Origin of the sequence: Vibrio owensii CAIM 1854 = LMG 25443, from assembly GCF_000817815.1 — a bacterium.
In the GTDB taxonomy this organism is placed as follows: Bacteria; Pseudomonadota; Gammaproteobacteria; order Enterobacterales; family Vibrionaceae; genus Vibrio; species Vibrio owensii.
Genome location: NZ_JPRD01000058.1, coordinates 15,857 through 34,948, shown reverse-complemented (window position 1 = coordinate 34,948; position 19,092 = coordinate 15,857). Strand labels below are relative to the sequence as shown.

Below are 19,092 nucleotides of genomic sequence, written 5' to 3'. Positions count from 1 at the left end.
CTCCGCCACTTATTTAGAAAGCCTTGCTAGAAATAGCAAGGCTTTCGTCGTTTCTAGAGCCTTCAATTTCCTACTCGCTCTAGCCTTATTTACCATTAGGCTCTCTTCTTCTTAAACCGATCTCTTTTACTTGCTTGCTACATGTATGTGGGTGCTTACTATCTTGTTAGTGACCATTAAATATAGGTCTTTATTTATAACCTCAGAATCTACGCATTATGACTGCACATCTTTAAAAGATAACTGAGAATCATTATTAATATTTAGTTACACTCACATCAATTGGAATAATGAGTGACTAAATACATGGATATATCTCGTCGACGCTTTCTTCAATCTTCCTTAGCGATCTCTGCGCTTACCGTTCTGCCTGCATGCTCTCTATCTAAGAGCACTAACAAACAAGGTCAGCATATATACGATATCACTGCAGAGCATTCTACTGCTGAATTGGTACCAGGGTTTACCACGGATGTACTTGCGTTTAATGGCTCGATTCCAGCGCCTACGATTCGTTGTCGTCAAGGCGAGAAAGTTATTATTCGGTTTACTAACAAGCTTTCAGAGCCGACTACAATCCACTGGCATGGCTTGCGAATCCCTATTGAAATGGATGGTGTCCCTTTCTTGAGCCAGCCGCCTATCATGCCAGGTGAAACATTCGTTTATGAATTTGCACCGCCAGATGCGGGCACATTTTGGTATCACCCACATATGAATAGTGTTAAGCAGCTTGGTATGGGCTTAGTCGGGCTAATTGTCGTTGAAGAGGCAGAGCCTGTTCAGTTTGATGAAGAGCATGAAGTCGTTCTCAAGCATTGGCATATAGACAAACAAGGTCAGTGGAAGAACCTTATGGTGCCGCGCTTGAGCGCACGTATGGGGACTCCCGGAGAGTGGAGTAGCGTCAATGGTGTGCATGAACCTGTTTATACGCTGAAGCAGAATGCTACCACGCGATTAAGAATTGCTAATGTCGATAACACCATTACTTACCCGATCGCTATAGAAGGCGCAGAGGCTTGGGTTATTGCTATTGATGGTAACCCTGTTAAAACGCCTTATAAGCTCACTCAGCACAAAATTGGTCCAGGAATGAGGTTAGATGTTGGATTAATTGCTCCGAAGGCTGGAGAGCGTGTTTATGTGCGCCAAATGAAAGGACGCTTCCCATTCCCTTTGTGTGAGTTTGATATTGTTGAGTCTGACCTGCCGAGTAATCAGAAACTTCCTTTATTGCCTCTCAACCCTGTGCCTGATCTTGATTTGGAAAATGCGGAACAAATTGATTATGTGTTTGAATGGGAGGGGGCGGTCACTCCTGCCGATAGATCGGGCAAAGCAATACCTAAGTTTTGGCTGATGAATAAACGAGCTTGGGAGGGAATGAGTAAAGATAATATTCCAGCACCGCTTTCAACATTGGAGCTCGGAAAAACCTATATCTTCAACCTTAAGAACGTCACCCAATATCATCATCCTATTCACCTTCATGGGCACACATTTACTGTTCTTGAGTTAGATGGCAAAAAACTCGATGAACCGTTTCATACCGATACGGTCTTGCTTGGAAAAAACGGAAGTGCGAAAGCGGCATTTGTTGCGGATAACCCAGGACGTTGGATGTACCATTGTCATGTGATCGAACACATGAAGACGGGGTTGATGGGTTATATTGAAGTAAAGTGACTCCTGTAACTTTTTAAATCTTGATAAGTTTTAAGCGCTATACTTTGCTGAATTCTAAGATTGTATAATCACTATTGCCGTAAATTTGATTACAATGTCGCCATTAACTTTTCTGGGGGAATTATGGGACAACTATCCGTTTTGGGTTTTATTGCATTGGGTGGTGCATTTGGTGCATGTTCTCGTTACTTAATTTCTGAACTTTGTGTGATGCTACTTGGTCGTGGCTTTCCGTACGGTACCTTAACCGTGAACGTGGTTGGTTCATTTATTATGGGTCTACTGATTGCTGCGTTTGAAACGGAGTTGATGGTCACTGACCCATGGCGTCAAATCATCGGTCTTGGCTTTTTGGGCGCATTAACCACATTCTCTACTTTCTCTATGGATAACGTGTTGCTTATGCAGCAGGGCGCTTTCTTTAAGATGGGATTGAACGTATTGCTGAATGTCGTGTTAAGCATTTCAGCTGCGTGGATTGGTTTCCAATTATTGATGCGTAGCTAGCAAAAATACTCAAATCTTAATCAGGTCGGCTTGGTTTAACCAAGCCGTTTTTATATACTGATTTTACTTGTCGGAGTGCCATAAGGCTGAGACCGTTAATTCGGGATCCGTTGAACCTGATCAGATTAGAATCTGCGAAGGGAACAAGAGAAGATATCTACACCAGAGTTCTATCTGGTTGACCTATCAAATAGTCGAATGTTGTTATAGACGAAGAGCACTCGCTCAACTTGTCTTTAATTCGATTCCTCTTGTCGCATCTATCCGCCAAGCATTTTTATCCCAATACTTTTTATCTAAGCATAACAAAGCAAGGAAAAATGCTATGTCGAGTCGCAAGCAAGCGAGACTGGAAGCAAAACAGTTCATTGATACACTCTCGGTACAACCGTACCCAAATTCAAGCAAAGTCTACGTAGAGGGTTCACGTCCTGATATTCGTGTTCCAATGCGTGAAATATCACTCGCAGATAGCCTTATTGGAGGCACAAAAGAAGCGCCTATTTTCGAGCCTAATGAGCCAGTACGCGTTTACGATACCTCGGGTGTATACACAGATCCAGAACACACCATAGACCTCTACAACGGCTTACCTAAGCTGAGAGAAGGGTGGATTGAAGAGCGCGCTGATACCGAACTACTTGATGAAGTAAGCTCGGTGTACACCAAAGAGCGCTTAGAAGATGAAACGCTCGACGATCTTCGTTATGGTAATCTACCACGTATTCGACGTGCCAAAGGTGGGCAGTGTGTGACTCAGTTACACTATGCTCGCAAAGGCATTATTACCCCAGAAATGGAATACATCGCCCTGCGTGAAAATATGGGGCGTGCTCAGTACCGCGATGAAGTGCTGAATCAACAGCATCCGGGTCAAAGCTTCGGAGCGAATCTTCCAAAAGACATTACCGCCGAGTTTGTGCGTAAAGAAGTCGCCGAAGGTCGCGCGATTATCCCTTCTAATATCAACCACCCAGAATCTGAACCAATGATCATTGGACGTAACTTTTTGGTCAAAGTGAACGCCAATATTGGTAACTCATCGGTGACGTCTTCGATTGAGGAAGAAGTAGAGAAGCTAGTGTGGGCGACGCGTTGGGGTGGTGATACCGTTATGGATCTCTCTACTGGACGTAACATCCATGAAACTCGCGAGTGGATTCTGCGTAATAGTCCGGTTCCGATCGGTACTGTACCTATGTACCAAGCGCTTGAGAAAGTGAATGGTGTGGCGGAAAACCTTAACTGGGAAGTGATGCGCGATACTCTGATTGAGCAAGCAGAGCAGGGCGTTGACTACTTCACTATTCATGCCGGTTTACTACTTCGTTATGTGCCAATGACAGCAAAACGCGTTACTGGCATCGTTTCTCGTGGTGGTTCTATCATCGCGAAATGGTGTTTAGCGCATCACCAAGAAAGCTTCTTATATACCCACTTCCGAGAGATCTGTGAAATCTGTGCTAAGTACGATGTCGCACTATCTCTCGGTGATGGTCTGCGTCCTGGTTCGGTTGCAGATGCTAACGATGAAGCGCAATTTGCAGAGCTTCGTACCCTTGGTGAGTTAGCCAAGATTGCGTGGGAATACGACGTACAGGTGATTATCGAAGGTCCTGGTCATGTTCCAATGCATATGATCAAAGAGAACATGGAAGAGCAGTTAGAGCACTGCCATGAAGCTCCTTTCTACACCCTTGGTCCACTGACGACAGACGTCGCTCCTGGTTATGACCATATTACTTCAGGTATTGGCGCTGCCATGATTGGTTGGTATGGCTGTGCGATGCTTTGTTATGTAACTCCTAAAGAACACCTTGGTTTACCGAACAAAGAAGATGTAAAGGTAGGTATGATCACTTACAAGCTTGCTGCGCACGCCGCTGATTTGGCAAAGGGACACCCTGGTGCTCAAGTGCGTGATAACGCACTTTCTAAAGCTCGCTTCGAGTTCCGCTGGGAAGACCAATTTAACTTGTCGCTCGACCCAGATACTGCTCGTGCTTTCCATGATGAAACCTTGCCTCAAGAGTCTGGAAAAGTTGCTCACTTCTGTTCGATGTGCGGACCAAAGTTCTGCTCGATGAAGATTTCGCAAGAGGTTCGAGAATATGCGAAAGATACTGAGCAAGTTGCTGCGGACCAAGCTATCTCGATCAAAATGCTGGATGATCCTCTTGAGGGGATGCGTCAGAAATCGCAAGAATTTAGAGACACAGGTTCTGAGTTATACCACCCAGCAGCACATGCCGAGGTAAGTGACTAATGAGCAAAATCCTTATTCCGTCATCATTGATTGAACTGACAGGTTTAGTTCAACAATGTTTGTTGTTGGCGAAAGAACAGGGTTTTAGCATCGAAGACATTGAGGCGGGTGTGAGCCCAACTCAATCTATTCAGCTTGTTCGCGACCAACAGATTACACATATAACGACTGATCTTATTGATGGTTATGACTCCGAGCTTGAGAGTTCATTTGTGCTCTATTACCGCTCTGCTTTATCGGTAGAAGCGTGTGCTAAGCAACCGTCGAAAGCGATTTATATTGGCATTGCTGATACGCAGATATCCGATGAAAAGGAGAAAGTGCTTCAGCTTGATATCTGGCGTCACCCAATTAACAACGAAGTGAGAGCGCTTTCCGTTAAGTCCAAATTCAACGCAATGTTCGATCCCGAACATCACCTTGCTTGGATAGTAACGCTGACAGTACTCGATTTTCCTATCGAAGATGCGTTAACACTTGCTCGAGGAATGCCAACTCAACAAGCGAATGTTTCACGTGAAACACTGTTGAATGACAACCTTGACGAGGGAAGATCTACTCAGTGGGCTGACCAATTTGATGATTTCCCCACACCTGTACTGGAGGATAACCGACTAGGTATTCAAGTTGGTTGGTCTGCACAAGGGGAGTGCGTTAGCTTTCCAACTCTAACCAAGCAAAGTCTTGGGCTCTACCCAGTCGTTGATGATGTTGCTTGGATTGAGCGTTTACTGTCACTAGGCATCAACACTATTCAACTGCGAATCAAGAACCCACAACAAGCCGATTTAGAACAACAGATCATTCGAGCAATTGAGCTAGGTCGTCAGTATCAAGCACAAGTGTTCATCAATGACTATTGGCAGTTGGCAATCAAGCATGGCGCTTATGGTGTTCACCTAGGACAAGAAGACATAGAAGAATCGAATTTGGCTCAGATAACTAAAGCCGGCATTCGTCTTGGTCTTTCTACGCATGGTTATTACGAACTACTGCGCATCGTACAAATTCATCCTAGCTACATCGCACTAGGGCATATTTTCCCAACCACCACAAAACAGATGCCATCGAAACCACAAGGTTTGGTGCGCTTGACTCTGTATCAAAAGCTGATTGATAGCATTCCTTATACAAATACAGAGGCTGCTTTCAGACCTGCAAAAGACAAAGCAGGTAGTGACTGTGTGCTTGGCTTTCCGACGGTCGCAATTGGTGGCATTGATCAATCTAATGCAGACCAAGTTTGGCAAACAGGTGTTTCTAGTTTGGCAGTAGTGCGTGCTATTACGTTGGCAGAATCACCTCAATCCGTCATCGAGTTCTTCGCACAACTGATGAAGGAAAGACAGCTAACGTTTACTGATCAGAATAGTGAGTTGGCGCATAGCAAGAGAGGCAAGCATGCTCACGGATAAGCAGTTTCTTCGCTATCAACGTCAAGTCGCTCTGCCTGAAATTGCCGAAATTGGGCAAGAGCGTTTGAGCAAATCGCATGTTCTGATCATCGGTTGTGGTGGATTGGGGAGCGCAGCGAGTTTGTACTTGGCGTCAGCGGGTGTTGGCAAATTGGTTGTTGTTGATGACGATGAGGTTGATAGCAGTAACCTACAGCGCCAGATCATTTATCGTGAACAAGACCTCCAAGTTGCGAAAACAAAAGCGACTGTAAAGCAACTTACTGAACTTAATTCTATGGTTCAAATTCGTGCTCTCAATAAGCGATTAGACAAAGCACAGCTTCAGCTTGAGGTGATGCTAGCGGATGTGGTGCTCGACTGCACCGATAACATGCCAACGCGCCAGCTAATTAACCAAGTTTGTTTCGAGCAAAATACGCCGCTCATCTCCGCGGCAGCAATTGGTTGGCAAGGGCAATTCGCTGTCTTTGATTACCAAACACCAAATGAACAAGAAGCGCAGAGTAAAGCCTGTTACCGCTGTTTGTATCCGTTTGACGAATTATCACAAAGTCAAAAATGCAGTGAGAGCGGTGTCGTCGGTCCGGTGGTGGGCACACTTGGCAACTACCAAGCGATAGCGGCAATTCAAAAACTGGCGACGGGAAAGTTTCATGTCGAGACTGCCAAGTTGCATCTGTTTGATGGGTTGAAACTGCAATGGCAAACCATGGCGATAAGCAAAGACAAACAGTGCCAAGTGTGTACTCAGATTTAGCTTACGAGTAATGGGCAGAATTAAGAGAGTTGGAAGCAATGACGTTATCAGAGCAACAAACAACACAAATGACCGCTGCTGACTTAGATGTGATCACTATTGTCATCAATGACCAGTCACATCAAGTTGCCAGTGAGTCGAATCTACAGCAAATCATTAGTCAATTTGCGCTGCCTGAAATGGGCTGTGTTTTTGCAATTAATAACAATGTTGTGCCCCGCAGTGAGTGGGCTAGCACAGTTCTTTCGCAGGGAGATAGCATCTCTTTGTTTCAAGCGATCGCAGGGGGTTAAAGTCGATGCTTAAAATTGGTGATAAACAATTCGAATCAAGACTGTTCACGGGAACAGGGAAGTTTGCCAACAGCCGATTAATGGCTGAAGCGATTCAAGTGTCGGGATCTCAACTTGCGACCATGGCGTTGAAGCGTGTGGATGTGAACGACCAACAAGACGATATTTTACTGCCGCTAGTACAAGCGGGTGTGAACTTATTGCCGAACACCTCAGGTGCAAAGAATGCTAAAGATGCTGTGTTTGCAGCACAATTGGCGAGAGAAGCGCTAGGTACAAACTGGCTAAAACTTGAAATTCATCCAGACCCGAAGTACTTGATGCCCGATCCCATTGAGACACTAGCAGCCGCTGAGCAACTGGTTCGTGAGGGTTTCATTGTCCTTCCTTATTGTCATGCTGACCCGGTTCTGTGTAAACGATTGGAGGAAGTGGGCTGCGCTGCGGTCATGCCATTAGGTGCGCCGATCGGTTCTAACAAAGGGATAGTTTCTCACGATTTCCTAGAAATCATTATCGACCAAGCTAATGTTCCTGTTGTTGTCGATGCGGGTATTGGCGCACCTTCACATGCCGCGCGTGCGATGGAAATGGGCGCGGATGCCGTACTCGTCAATACCGCGATTGCAGCTTCGAGCGATCCCGTTGCGATGGCGAAGGCATTTAAGTTGGCGGTAGAGTCGGGGCGTATGGCTTATGAAGCCGGACTTGCAGGTAAGGTTTCTCATGCGGTTGCGTCGAGTCCACTGACGTCATTCCTAGATGAGCTTTAGCCCTAGATTGGTTTAGCTATTAAGCGAGGAAAACATGAGCTTCGTTGAACAATTTAAGCAGCTTAATTGGGATGACATTTCGATGTCGATCTATGCGAAAACGGCACAAGATGTTGAGCGAGCATTGAATAAACCCAAGCGTGATTTGGAAGACTTTAAAGCGCTAATTTCACCAGCGGCTGAAGCGTACTTAGAGCAAATGGCGCAGCTGTCATACTCAGCAACTCGCAAGCGTTTTGGTAATACCATGTCGCTTTACATTCCACTGTACCTTTCTAACTTGTGCGCCAATGCTTGTACTTATTGTGGCTTCTCTATGGAGAACAGAATCAAGCGTCGTACTTTGAATAGGGACGAAGTGGCTGCAGAAGTTGAAGCCATTAAACGCATGAAGTTTGATAGCGTATTGCTGGTGACTGGCGAACACGAAACCAAAGTAGGCATGAAATACTTCCGCGAAATGGTGCCGATGATTAAGCAACGCTTTAACTATTTGGCGATGGAAGTGCAGTCGCTAGAGCAAGACGAATACGCTGAGCTCAAGACATTGGGTTTAGATGCGGTGATGGTCTATCAAGAAACATATCATCCTTCGACTTACGCCGAGCACCATCTGCGTGGCAATAAGATGGATTTCGAATACCGATTGGATACACCCGATCGTCTTGCAAAAGCAGGCATCGATAAGATCGGCATTGGCGCATTGATAGGGTTGGAAGAGTGGCGTACCGACTGTTTTTATGTGGCAGCGCACTTGGACTATCTTGAGCGCACGTATTGGCAGACTCGTTACTCAATTTCTTTCCCACGTTTACGTCCTTGTGAGGGCGCGCTCCAACCAAAATCAGTCATGACGGATAAACAGCTTGTGCAGTTGATTTGCGCTTATCGCTTGTTGAATCCAGAAGTGGAGTTGTCATTATCGACTCGTGAATCACCGAAGTTCAGAGACAATGCATTACCGTTAGGTATCACCAGTATGTCTGCTGCATCGAAAACTCAGCCGGGTGGTTATGCGATGGATGATGTTGAACTCGAGCAGTTTGAGATCAGTGACGAACGAAGCGCGGGTTCTGTGGAAAATATGATTCGAGCCAAAGGCTTTGACCCAGTATGGCGAGATTGGCACTCGGCGTATTCTGGTTAAGTAGCAAAGAAAGCCACTGGTCATCGTTATGTTTCACGTGAAACATAGGCAAAAAAAGAGGGTTGATGCAAAACATCAACCCTCTACTTTTTTCTAGCTTCTAGCTTCTAGCTTCTAGCTTCTAGCTTCTAGCTGTGTGCTACTGGTAGCGTTACTTGACGAAGCCACTCTTTCACATCACCTTCAACAAGTGGGCTGATCTCATCCCATACCTTCTGATGGTAATCATTCAGCCAAGCAAGTTCTGGACGAGTTAGCATATCAACGTTGATATTTCGCTTGTCGATTGGACAGCGCGTTAGCGACTCAAATGACAGAACAGGGAAGTCACCGTTAGTTGGAGTTTCAACAACAAGCTCTAGGTTTTCAATACGGATACCAAACGCATCTGCACGGTAGTAGCCTGGCTCGTTGGACAGCACCATACCTTCTGTTAGAGGCACGTCGATTTGCTTCTTAGAAATGCTCGCCGGACCTTCATGAACACTTAGGAAGTGACCAACACCGTGACCAGTACCATGATCGTAATCGTAGCCTTCCGCCCATAGGTGCTGACGAGCCAGCGTATCGATTTGGTAACCACGTGTGCCTTTCGGGAAACGTGCACGAGCAACACCGATGTGACCTTTTAGCGCGAGAGTGAATTGTTTAATCATCTCTTGTGAAGGCTGACCGATCGCGATGGTACGCGTGATGTCTGTCGTGCCATCTAGGTACTGACCGCCTGAATCCACTAGGTAAAGTGTGTTCAGTTCTAGCTTGCCAGGTTCAGGTTGGTTTTCGTGGTTGTAGTGACACATCGCCGCGTTGCCACCTGCTGCCGAAATAGTATCGAAGCTAAGATCCATAAGCGTCGGGTCTTCGCTACGGAACGCTTCCAGTTTGTCAGCCAATGTTGCTTCATCATGCAAGTTACCCGCAACGACTTCTGCATCTAACCAAGATAGGAACTTGCTCATCGCCACGCCATCTCGGATATGACACGCTTTCATGCCTGCGATTTCAACTGCGTTCTTCGCCGCTTTTGGCATTAGGCATGGATCAGCTTTACTCACCACAGATGCGCCAGCATTTTGTAGAACCAACTTAAACCACGCGTTACTTGTCGCAGGGTCAACCAGTACATTCTTGCCAGTTAGAGTTTCTAGTCGTGCTTGCAATGCTTCTGGGTGATGAACTGTTACGCCAGAACCAACGTGAGCGTCAAACTCAGCAGGTAGGCGCGCTGGATCTAGGAAGTATTCCACGCTTGAATCTGAGTGCAGAATCGCGTGAGAAAGCAGAACTGGTAGGCGAGATACATCAAGGCCACGAACGTTAAGCAGCCAACAGATAGAATCAAGTGCTGTGATCACTGCGCTGTCTGCGCCGGCTTTTTTCACGAGCTCTGCGATTTCTTGGCGTTTACTTTCACTTGATTGTCCAACCGCTTCTGTTGCCATTAGGCGAACATCAGAAACCACAGGAGCAGGACGATCGTGCCACAGCTCATCAATTGGGTTACTGTCGAGAATCTTAAGCTCAAGTGCACCTGCAAGTTTTGCTTGTGCCATGTCTAACCAAGCAGAGTTGTGCATGCGAGGGTCGATTGCAACAGACGCGCCTTTTGTAAGATGGTCTTTAATCCAATCTAGTGCAGGCTCTTCAATTAGGTGACGGTATTCGAATAGATCAGCAGGAACCTGCTTAGTTACTTGTACCGTGTAGCGACCATCAACAAAGATAGCGGCTTTGTCTTTGGTGATTACCGCAGCACCAGCAGAACCGGTAAAACCAGTTAGCCAATGTAAACGCTCGTTGTGCGCTGGTACGTATTCGCCCAAGTACTCGTCTTCATGAGGGACAAGTAGGGCATCAATATTATGTTGTGCTAGCCATTCGCGAATTGCATTCACGCGGCTTTGGGTATCGTTGTGCATCTGTGTTATTCCTTCAAATTACCGCTCCTTCATGCTCAGGTGTGGGAGCTGTTTCCATCTGCTTCATGCAGTTTACGATTCCATTGAGGTTCGCAATCACTTCAATAGAGTCGGAGTACAACAGGCCATAGATGAGCCAAAAAGGACTATCGACTGTTAAGCTACTCATTTTACCGTAAGAGCGCAAATCGCGTCCGGGATTTTTATCTAAGATGATCGGTTTTTTGCGTGATCATGGTACGTAGCCAAGTTAAAGCCGGGTCATTTTCTCTGTCTCGGTGCCAGAACAAAGTGTAAGCCATTGGCGGGAATTCGAGTGGCAGCGGTAGTAATGCCATGTCGTGTTGTTTGGCAGCCAGCTTCACAAAGTGGCTTGGCGCGGTAAACACAAAATCAGTGTAAGAACACAAACTGGCGGCACTGTTAAAGTCCGGGACGGTGACTGCGATATCACGTTCACGACCAATGTCGGCTAGACGATAGTCGAGTAACCAACGGTCGTTGCCATCACAACGCACCTGAACATGGCGCAGGGCTAAATAAGCTTCTAAGTTCCAATTACCACGCAAAGCCGGGTGGTCTTTACGTACGATACACATTTGGTGGTCACGATAGATTTCCTGCTCACAAATGTCATCTGGCGGCAGCATAGTCAGCTTGGCATCGTTGATGTCGATATCTCGACCTGTCATGCCTAAATCGATTTCACCGCGTTGAATCATCTTGAACGTTTGTTCCGACCAAGAGTGGGTGCTGATGGTCACACCTGGCGCTTGTTGGAAAATCGCCGGTAAGAAGTGAGGCAGAATGAGCGGGTAGACACTCTCTACCGCTGCGATTTGAAAACGGTACTCACTGCTTTGTGGCGAGAACTCTTCGGGTTGAGTCAGTACCTCAAGTTGGTTTATCAACAGATCCAGTTTCGGTTTAAGGAACAATGCGCGCGGTGTTGGCGTCAATCCGTGTGAATTTCGAGTGAATAGGGGATCATCAAATTGGGTACGTAATTTCGCTAAGGACTTACTCACAGCAGACTGACTCAAGCACAGTCGGTGGGCGGCTCGGGTAACATTCAACTCTTCAATCAGCACTTTAAAACAGACCAGCAAATTGAGGTCGATGCGTGCCAGTTTCTCTACGTTCACAGTGATTTTCCCTATTGGAATAATGGTCATGAGTATACATCATTTCCATTCATATCATCAGATGATTAAGCTTTGCTCAAAAGTTCTTGTTCAATTTGGAGTGTTTTGTGTCTAGCCATATTACAAATAGCAAAAAACAGATGGCGCTGTTGACCATGTTAGTTCTGTTCAGTCCGCTTGCGATTGATATCTATCTACCTGCTTTGCCTCTTATCGCGTCCACTTTTCAGGTAGAAAATGCATTGGCACAAGACACCATCACTTGGTTCCTATTTGCTATGGGTGTTGGTCAGCTATTCGCTGGTCCCTTGGCAGATAAACTCGGACGTCGAACTGTTGCATTGGGAGGCATCACCATCTACGCATTGAGCGCTTTATTGGCGTGGAGTGCTCAAAATATTGAGTGGATGTTGGCGGCTCGCTTGCTACAAGGCTTAGGTGCATGTGCAACATCTGTAGCAGCCTTTGCAACAGTTCGCGATATCTTTGGTCCGGAAAAAAGCGGCAAAATGATCAGCTACCTCAACGGTGCGATCTGCTTTATCCCGGCACTGGCACCGATTCTTGGTAGTTGGTTAACCCAACAATTTGATTGGCGTGCAAACTTCAGCTTTATGGCCGGTTTCGCTGTGATTGCAGGAGCGATGATGTTCCTTGGAATGAAGGAAACCAACCCTGCAACTGAAAAGCAGGCGGTATTTAAACTGAGCCGCTACTGGGCAGTATTGAGCACACCATCATTCATCTTCCACGCTTCACTGTGTTTGATGGCGATGGCAGTTATTCTTGCTTACGTGACTTCAGCTCCTGGCGTTCTAATGACAGGCATGGGCTTGTCGATGAATGAATTCACCTTCTGGTTTGGTCTGAATGCAGCGTTCAACATTGCCGCTTGTATGCTTGCACCTAAGTTCATGGATCGTTGGGGTACACACAACTCGCTTGTGGTTGGTATCAGCTTACTGGCTATTTCTGGTGTGATCATGATGGTGATGAAAGAGCACAATACGGCACTGTCTTTCATGCTGCCAATCTTTATCTCATCGGTTGGCTTCGCTTGGATTCTTGGCGCGGCAGCTGGTAAAGCGTTAGAACCGTTTGGTGATAAAGCGGGTACTGCGGCTGCACTACTTGGTTTGTTCCAAATGAGTGGCTCTGGTTTGTTGGTGGGTACGCTACAGCGTTTATCACTGGATCCACAAACTCTGATTGCGATTCATATGTGGGTATTGCTTCCAGCTTTGGTGATTCTGTTTAGCAAAGCAGGTAAGAACTGGCATGCGAAATTGGCGAATGCGTAAAACTCGGTAATTTAGTATTTTCCAATGTACCTAACGCGTGTATATTTGTCGTTCAAACTTTTCTCGACACCATAACGGAACTCATAAAGTAATGTCGTTAACCACGTATGAAATGGCTCGTATCCTAGAGCAAATGGAAGAGTCACCAGAAAAGGTGATGTTTGGTAAGTTGCTTAACGAATTAGGTAACCAAAGCTCTGAGCGCATTCGTAGCGCGGCAAAACAAGTTCCAGTGCCGGTATTACGTGATCTTGTGTATCAATTTCAGCAAGTGATTGAATCACGTAAAGGCGAGCAAGTAGAGCAGATGGCAAAAGACCTCGCGAAACAAGGTATCTCAGCTGAAGAGCTACTGGCTTACTTGAACAAATAATAAAAAATCCCCGCATGATGCGGGGATTTTTTTTAGTGAGTGATTTTCTTCTTCAGTATGTGGTCGAGGGATAATGGTCCTGGTCCCCATACAATCACTACAAGAATCATCAATCCCCAAAGTTGGTGATCATAGAAACCTTTCTCCCACAACAGCGGGTAAGAGACCACGGCGATAATGTTGAACACAAACAGAATCGCAGCCATCGGACGGGTAATCAATCCTAGTGCCAAGAACACCGGTAGAACCAATTCTGCAGCCGTACCTAAGTAAGCCGCCAATTCCCATGGCAGTATTGGCACTTGGTATTCCAGCTCAAATAAATACAGTGTGCTATCCCAAGACGAGATTTTGATTAGCCCTGAATTGAAGAACACCCACGCTACCCACAAGCGACAAAAGAGAAGTAGTAAAGGGACAAAGCCAGCTTGTAGGGTACTGATTAAATCGTCGTACCGATTCACTAAGTTTTTAACCGTATCCGTCATAGAGTGCTCCTTAGATTGATTTCAATGTAAAGCCGTCAACGAGATCGAGTGCCATGATGCTATTGAGATGAGCGAGTAAAACTTCAGGTATTTCGCTCAAACTCAGTTTCTGCTCTAAACATTGCAGCAGTTGGAACACATCGGCATCGAGTGCGTGACACAAGGCTTCTCCATTGGCTTGAATCGAGATGACACCTTGCTGTAATTGGTTGATATTAAGTTGTTCGAATTGGCCAGTTTGAATCGCGCTGAACAAATCAAATACTGCGTAGCTGGAGTCAAAGCTTCGGCAGCCTTGTTTAAGGTGCAAAACCAAAGCGGGTTGCTCCTCCTCACTCACTTCGCCAAGTAACGCAAGCGGTTTTAATTCTGCCGCATTGGGTTGTTCATACTGTGCTTGACGAGCGAGGTCGATATGCCACTCGAAGCGCGCGACTTCAGGGCTGTAAGGTGCTTGTGCGATCACCTGACTGAATTGCATGATGGTGTCTTGAAAGCCTTCGCCATAATGCACCACATTTCCTTCTTCTAATGGATAAGTGAGAACATGTTGGCGAGCCATCTGTTCAAAGCATTCTTCACCTAGCAGCGCTTCAATCATCGGATAGGTCGCGGATAACACTTCGCTTAAACTGACGATAAAGTTATTGCGGTAAATCTGCATGCGTTCATCAGCGGTAAACTCATCACTGGCAATATCGCAATCTTCACCGAGTGCTTGATAGTGTAGGGCTTTAGCAAACTGGCTTTGTAAGGTGGCTAGATTCATGATGCCTTCCTTGGTTCGCTTTGTTCACTTGGGAGTGTGCCCTGTAATAACAGTTGCGATGCTTTCTGCGCTTCTCCGAGCAAGACTTCTGGCGCAGGGATATCCAAGTCCCATTCAATCAGCGCATGGCGTGGACCGTGTTTTTTGGTCCACTGCGCGAACAGCTGCCAAACTTCATCACTAACTGGGCGGCTATGGGTATCAATCCAAATCTCACCTTTGTCGAGTTGCTTGATGGTAAAACCTGCCAAGTGAATTTCATCCACTTTGTCGGCTGGAATTGCATCTAGGTATGTGTCGCAATCAAAACCGTGGTTGAACGCCGAGACATAAACATTGTTTAAATCGAGCAATAAACGACAGTCAGTGCGCCTTTGCACTTCGGTAAGAAACTCCCATTCGCTGATGGTCGAATGTTGAAACTTCACATAACTAGATGGGTTCTCTATCAAGATCTCGCGCTGCAAATAATCCTGCACTTCATTCACGTTACGAGTGAACACTTTGAGCGCTTCTTCCGTATACGGAAGTGGAAGCAGGTCATTAAAGTAGTGACCGCCGTTTTCACTCCAACTCAAATGGTCAGAAACAAGAATCGGGTCGATTGAGTGAATCAGCGCTTTAAGTTGAGCAAGGTGCTTTTGATTCACACGTTCCACCGAACCTAGTGACAGACCAATGCCGTGGCAGCTAATTTGATACTGCTCGCGTAACGCTTGTAATTGATTGCGCTCTGCAGCGTTGGGTTGAAAATAGTTTTCACTGTGGATTTCTAACCAAGATAACTCGGGTTTGTTTTGGCTAAAGTAATCGAGGTGAGGGGTTCTTAATCCAACTCCAACAAGGTCGTGGAAGGTGTGGTGTTTCACGTGAAACTCCTTTTTAAAGCGGGCGGGAGGAGAAGGATGCGCTGGTTGAGCGTCAACGCATCCTTGCAGTAGCTAGCGATAAAAAATTATGAAGAAGAAGTGCTACCGCCAACGAGTTTGTCACATAGACCTTTTGGTACGACTACGAATGCGTCTTTTTGGTTATCTTCTTTAGAAGTACCAGCACATGAGCTGCTTTTCGTTGCACAGTCGTTTTTACCTGCTTTAGAAACGCCGTAGCACTTCTCTTTATCAGCAGCGACAGCTGGAGCTGCAGTTAGCATTGTGCCACCAAGAGCTAGAAGACCAGTAACAGCAGCAGTAACAGCTAGATTCGACTTTTTCATAATAAATTCCTCTGAATGATTTCCTTTACTTTAAGTTGGCAAGATGAATCGCCTGTTTTGGCGTTTTTGTTATCAACTTGCTTAACTTAAAAGATAGGAAACTGGCTAAAAAACTTTCAGAAAAATTTTCGAAACAAATGGTTTTAAAGAATGTAATTTATATAACTTATTGATGTGTAGAGTAAAAAAACGACGAATTTTTTATGAATTTTTGTCTAATCTGAAGAGGTTGTTTAGGTTATAATCTATTTTTATGGATAAATAACCAGTAGCTCTCATCATGATGGATCCATCTCTATTACTCGACGGTTTGAACGACAAACAACGTGAAGCCGTTGCAGCGCCTCTAGAAAACTTGCTCGTCCTTGCTGGTGCAGGGAGTGGTAAGACACGCGTTCTTGTTCACCGTATCGCTTGGTTGATGTCGGTCGAGCAATCATCTCCGTTCTCAATCATGTCGGTAACCTTTACCAATAAGGCGGCGGCAGAGATGCGTGGACGTATCGAAGAGCTAATGATGGGCAGTGCAGGCGGTATGTGGAATGGTACTTTCCACGGCATTTGTCACCGTATTCTGCGCGCGCACTATCTTGATGCCAAGCTACCGGAAGATTTCCAAATCATCGACAGTGACGACCAACAGCGTCTACTAAAGCGTTTGATCAAAGCGCAAAACCTCGATGAGAAGCAGTGGCCAGCACGCCAAGTGGCATGGTGGATTAACGGCAAGAAAGACGAAGGTCTGCGCCCGTCGCACATTGATGCGTACCATGATCCAGTGACCAAGACATATCTGCAGCTGTACACCGCTTACCAAGAAGCGTGTGATCGTGCTGGTTTAGTCGATTTTGCGGAAATCTTGCTGCGCGCACATGAGCTACTGCGTGATAACAAGTTCGTTCGTGAACACTACCAAGCACGCTTTAAGCATATCTTGGTGGACGAGTTCCAAGATACCAACAACATCCAATACGCTTGGCTACGTATGATGGCGGGTCCTGAGTGTCACGTGATGATCGTAGGTGATGACGATCAGTCGATTTACGGCTGGCGTGGTGCAAAAGTCGAGAACATTGAGAAGTTTACGCTGGAATTCCCAAGCGTGAATACCATTCGTCTTGAGCAAAACTACCGTTCAACCAAGACCATTCTAGAAGCGTCCAATGCTCTGATCGCGAATAACACCGAGCGTATGGGGAAAGAGCTTTGGACAGATGGCGTTGTCGGTGAGCCTATCTCGGTTTACAGCGCTTACAACGAACTAGACGAAGCCCGTTTTGCGGTAAACAAAATCAAAGAGTGGCAAGACAAGGGCGGAGCTCTGAATGATGCTGCAATGCTTTATCGTAACAACGCCCAGTCGCGTGTACTTGAAGAAGCATTAATCCAAGCTGGTCTGCCTTACCGTATCTACGGCGGCATGCGATTCTTCGAACGTCAGGAAATCAAAGATGCCTTGAGCTACATGCGTCTGATTGCCAACCGTAATGATGATGCGGCATTTGAACGTGTGGTGAATACGCCAACGCGTGGTTTGGGTGATAAGACGCTTGAAACCATCCGTTTTGCGGCTCGTGACCGTGGTTGCACCATGTGGGAAGCGAGTGTGGCGATGTTGGATGAGAAGGTGCTTGCTGGTCGTGCTGCTGGCGCTCTAAGCCGTTTTATCGAGCTTGTCACGGCACTAGAAGACGACACCATTGAGATGCCGCTGCATCACCAAACTGACCATGTGATCAAATACTCGGGCTTGTTCGCTATGTACGAGCAAGAGAAAGGTGAAAAGTCTAAGGCGCGTATTGAGAACTTGGAGGAATTGGTGACCGCAACTCGCCAATTCGAGAAACCAGAAGAAGCCGAAGACATGTCACTGCTGACGGCATTCCTTACCCATGCAGCATTAGAAGCGGGTGAAGGACAAGCGGATGAGTTTGAAGATGCGGTTCAGCTCATGACATTGCACAGTGCGAAAGGTCTAGAGTTCCCGTTAGTGTTTATGGTCGGTGTGGAAGAAGGCATGTTCCCAAGCCAAATGTCGGCAGAAGAAGCAGGGCGTTTGGAAGAAGAGCGTCGTCTGTGTTACGTAGGGATGACCCGTGCGATGCAGAAACTGTACATCACTTATGCTGAAATGCGCCGTTTGTACGGTCAGGATAAGTACCATAAACCGTCTCGCTTTATCCGTGAACTGCCAGAAACTTGCCTAGATGAAGTACGCATGAAGGCGCAAGTTAGCCGTCCTGCAAGCAGTGGTCGATTTAGCCAAACGGCGGTGAAAGAGAGCTTCAATGAAACTGGCTTTACGCTAGGTTCTCGTGTGATGCATCCTAAGTTTGGTGAAGGCACCATCATCAACTTCGAAGGCAGTGGTCCACAAAGCCGCGTACAGATTGCCTTTAACGGTGAGGGCATCAAATGGTTGGTGACTGCTTACGCTCGACTAGAGAAACTGTAAGGCTTCCCCAAAACTAATCAACTTAAGAGCTGCTTCGGCGGCTCTTTTTATTTGTGCTGTTTGTATGTCACTAATGCAGTAAAAAATGGAATGATAAATGGAGTGCGATAGCGTGATTTAACGATGCTGTTTGAAGGGAAAGTCAGGTGTTGTTGGTGAATGTCTGTTTTCAGCAGAGCTGCTGAGAAAATTTTAGGCAAAGAAAAACCCCGAGGGCTTGCGCCCATCGGGGTTATAGTCTTACTCGCAGCAATCCGGCTACTAAGAGTGCTCCATGCATCTAATCCATGATAGTCTGCTGAATCCGTCAGCTTAATCCTTACGTCGCCTTCCTAGCGGTGTCCTTAATGACCTTATCCTGGTCTGCTAACCATCCTCGTTAGCTCTCATCACTTGTTCCCTGAGCGGTGTCCCTGACATCATCCTGATGTTCAAATCCTTGCCTCGTCCAGAGGTGTCCATCTCCCGTCCTTAGTAGCAACCATCCTAGTCACTATTGATTCCGTTCAATGTCCAATTTTGCAATCCATGCCCGACTATTCATCCTGAATAACCGTTTCTTCTTCCTGAAGTTCA

17 protein-coding genes and 1 riboswitch are annotated in these 19,092 nt (G+C 46.2%); of the genes, 11 read left to right on the top strand and 6 right to left on the bottom strand.

What is annotated here, in order from left to right:
* The first annotated feature begins 306 nt into the window (after positions 1-306).
* The 8 genes from H735_RS26030 to thiH all read left to right on the top strand — a co-directional run bounded on the left by H735_RS26030 (position 307) and on the right by thiH (position 8,850).
* Entirely contained in the window at positions 307-1,689 is a 1,383-nt protein-coding gene (locus H735_RS26030) for a multicopper oxidase family protein (protein WP_020196948.1), read from the top strand.
* A gap of 123 nt (positions 1,690-1,812) precedes the next feature.
* Positions 1,813-2,196 carry a fluoride efflux transporter CrcB gene (crcB, locus tag H735_RS26025; protein ID WP_005430379.1) on the top strand — a complete coding sequence of 128 codons (384 nt, stop codon included), beginning with the start codon at positions 1,813-1,815 and terminating at the stop codon, positions 2,194-2,196.
* 61 nt (positions 2,197-2,257) lie between these two features.
* A riboswitch (TPP riboswitch) is annotated at positions 2,258-2,356 on the top strand.
* Between the two features lie 165 nt (positions 2,357-2,521).
* Entirely contained in the window at positions 2,522-4,462 is a 1,941-nt protein-coding gene (gene thiC / locus H735_RS26020) for a phosphomethylpyrimidine synthase ThiC (RefSeq protein ID WP_020196949.1), read from the top strand.
* Positions 4,462-5,877, top strand: a complete 1,416-nt coding sequence (locus H735_RS26015) for a thiamine phosphate synthase (protein ID WP_020196950.1) — start codon at positions 4,462-4,464, stop codon at positions 5,875-5,877. Before thiC ends, H735_RS26015 begins: the two co-directional genes overlap by 1 nt.
* Positions 5,864-6,637, top strand: a complete 774-nt coding sequence (locus H735_RS26010; RefSeq protein ID WP_020196951.1) for a HesA/MoeB/ThiF family protein — start codon at positions 5,864-5,866, stop codon at positions 6,635-6,637. Before H735_RS26015 ends, H735_RS26010 begins: the two co-directional genes overlap by 14 nt.
* A 38-nt stretch (positions 6,638-6,675) precedes the next feature.
* Positions 6,676-6,930, top strand: coding sequence for a sulfur carrier protein ThiS (gene thiS / locus H735_RS26005; RefSeq protein ID WP_005378804.1), 255 nt, complete (start codon positions 6,676-6,678; stop codon positions 6,928-6,930).
* Positions 6,931-6,935: 5 nt separating this feature from the next.
* A complete protein-coding gene (locus H735_RS26000) occupies positions 6,936-7,703 on the top strand; it encodes a thiazole synthase (protein WP_005397059.1) in 768 nt (255 codons plus the stop codon).
* A 34-nt stretch (positions 7,704-7,737) separates the two neighbouring features.
* Positions 7,738-8,850, top strand: a complete 1,113-nt coding sequence (gene thiH / locus H735_RS25995) for a 2-iminoacetate synthase ThiH (protein ID WP_020196952.1) — start codon at positions 7,738-7,740, stop codon at positions 8,848-8,850.
* A 128-nt stretch (positions 8,851-8,978) separates the two neighbouring features.
* On the opposite strand, the gene H735_RS25990 is transcribed toward thiH, so the two are convergent.
* Together H735_RS25990 and H735_RS25985 are read right to left on the bottom strand one after the other, a co-directional pair.
* On the bottom strand, positions 8,979-10,769 hold the full coding sequence (locus H735_RS25990; protein WP_020196953.1) for an aminopeptidase P family protein: 1,791 nt from the start codon (positions 10,767-10,769) through the stop codon (positions 8,979-8,981).
* A gap of 203 nt (positions 10,770-10,972) precedes the next feature.
* Entirely contained in the window at positions 10,973-11,914 is a 942-nt protein-coding gene (locus H735_RS25985; RefSeq protein ID WP_005447244.1) for a LysR substrate-binding domain-containing protein, read from the bottom strand.
* A 107-nt stretch (positions 11,915-12,021) separates the two neighbouring features.
* On the opposite strand from H735_RS25985, the gene H735_RS25980 reads away from it, so the two are divergent.
* Positions 12,022-13,215, top strand: coding sequence for a multidrug effflux MFS transporter (locus H735_RS25980; RefSeq protein WP_009705199.1), 1,194 nt, complete (start codon positions 12,022-12,024; stop codon positions 13,213-13,215).
* A 91-nt stretch (positions 13,216-13,306) separates the two neighbouring features.
* A complete protein-coding gene (tsrA, locus tag H735_RS25975; RefSeq protein ID WP_005443411.1) occupies positions 13,307-13,588 on the top strand; it encodes an H-NS-like global regulator TsrA in 282 nt (93 codons plus the stop codon).
* 32 nt (positions 13,589-13,620) lie between these two features.
* Here the strand turns inward: tsrA and H735_RS25970 are convergent, their stop codons facing one another.
* The 4 genes from H735_RS25970 to H735_RS25955 form a co-directional block, all read right to left on the bottom strand.
* On the bottom strand, positions 13,621-14,076 hold the full coding sequence (locus H735_RS25970; RefSeq protein ID WP_009705200.1) for a DoxX family protein: 456 nt from the start codon (positions 14,074-14,076) through the stop codon (positions 13,621-13,623).
* A gap of 10 nt (positions 14,077-14,086) precedes the next feature.
* A complete protein-coding gene (locus tag H735_RS25965) occupies positions 14,087-14,845 on the bottom strand; it encodes an HvfC/BufC N-terminal domain-containing protein (RefSeq protein WP_020196955.1) in 759 nt (252 codons plus the stop codon).
* Positions 14,842-15,714: an MNIO family bufferin maturase gene (bufB, locus tag H735_RS25960; RefSeq protein ID WP_020196956.1), complete on the bottom strand. Its 873-nt coding sequence runs from the start codon at positions 15,712-15,714 to the stop codon at positions 14,842-14,844. Before bufB ends, H735_RS25965 begins: the two co-directional genes overlap by 4 nt.
* A gap of 86 nt (positions 15,715-15,800) precedes the next feature.
* On the bottom strand, positions 15,801-16,061 hold the full coding sequence (locus H735_RS25955) for a BufA1 family periplasmic bufferin-type metallophore (RefSeq protein WP_005451246.1): 261 nt from the start codon (positions 16,059-16,061) through the stop codon (positions 15,801-15,803).
* 280 nt (positions 16,062-16,341) lie between these two features.
* Between H735_RS25955 and uvrD the strand changes: the two genes are divergently transcribed.
* A complete protein-coding gene (gene uvrD / locus H735_RS25950; protein ID WP_017817563.1) occupies positions 16,342-18,516 on the top strand; it encodes a DNA helicase II in 2,175 nt (724 codons plus the stop codon).
* Positions 18,517-19,092: the final 576 nt, after the last annotated feature.

Coding starts and splice junctions, on each gene's coding strand:
- H735_RS25965 (WP_020196955.1), bottom strand. CDS start 14,845: ATGAATCTAGCCACCTTACAAAGCCAGTTTGCTAAAGCCCTACACTAT.
- tsrA (WP_005443411.1), top strand. CDS start 13,307: ATGTCGTTAACCACGTATGAAATGGCTCGTATCCTAGAGCAAATGGAA.
- H735_RS26030 (WP_020196948.1), top strand. CDS start 307: ATGGATATATCTCGTCGACGCTTTCTTCAATCTTCCTTAGCGATCTCT.
- thiC (WP_020196949.1), top strand. CDS start 2,522: ATGTCGAGTCGCAAGCAAGCGAGACTGGAAGCAAAACAGTTCATTGAT.
- H735_RS26000 (WP_005397059.1), top strand. CDS start 6,936: ATGCTTAAAATTGGTGATAAACAATTCGAATCAAGACTGTTCACGGGA.
- H735_RS25955 (WP_005451246.1), bottom strand. CDS start 16,061: ATGAAAAAGTCGAATCTAGCTGTTACTGCTGCTGTTACTGGTCTTCTA.
- thiH (WP_020196952.1), top strand. CDS start 7,738: ATGAGCTTCGTTGAACAATTTAAGCAGCTTAATTGGGATGACATTTCG.
- H735_RS26015 (WP_020196950.1), top strand. CDS start 4,462: ATGAGCAAAATCCTTATTCCGTCATCATTGATTGAACTGACAGGTTTA.
- H735_RS26010 (WP_020196951.1), top strand. CDS start 5,864: ATGCTCACGGATAAGCAGTTTCTTCGCTATCAACGTCAAGTCGCTCTG.
- crcB (WP_005430379.1), top strand. CDS start 1,813: ATGGGACAACTATCCGTTTTGGGTTTTATTGCATTGGGTGGTGCATTT.
- uvrD (WP_017817563.1), top strand. CDS start 16,342: ATGATGGATCCATCTCTATTACTCGACGGTTTGAACGACAAACAACGT.
- H735_RS25970 (WP_009705200.1), bottom strand. CDS start 14,076: ATGACGGATACGGTTAAAAACTTAGTGAATCGGTACGACGATTTAATC.
- thiS (WP_005378804.1), top strand. CDS start 6,676: ATGACGTTATCAGAGCAACAAACAACACAAATGACCGCTGCTGACTTA.
- H735_RS25990 (WP_020196953.1), bottom strand. CDS start 10,769: ATGCACAACGATACCCAAAGCCGCGTGAATGCAATTCGCGAATGGCTA.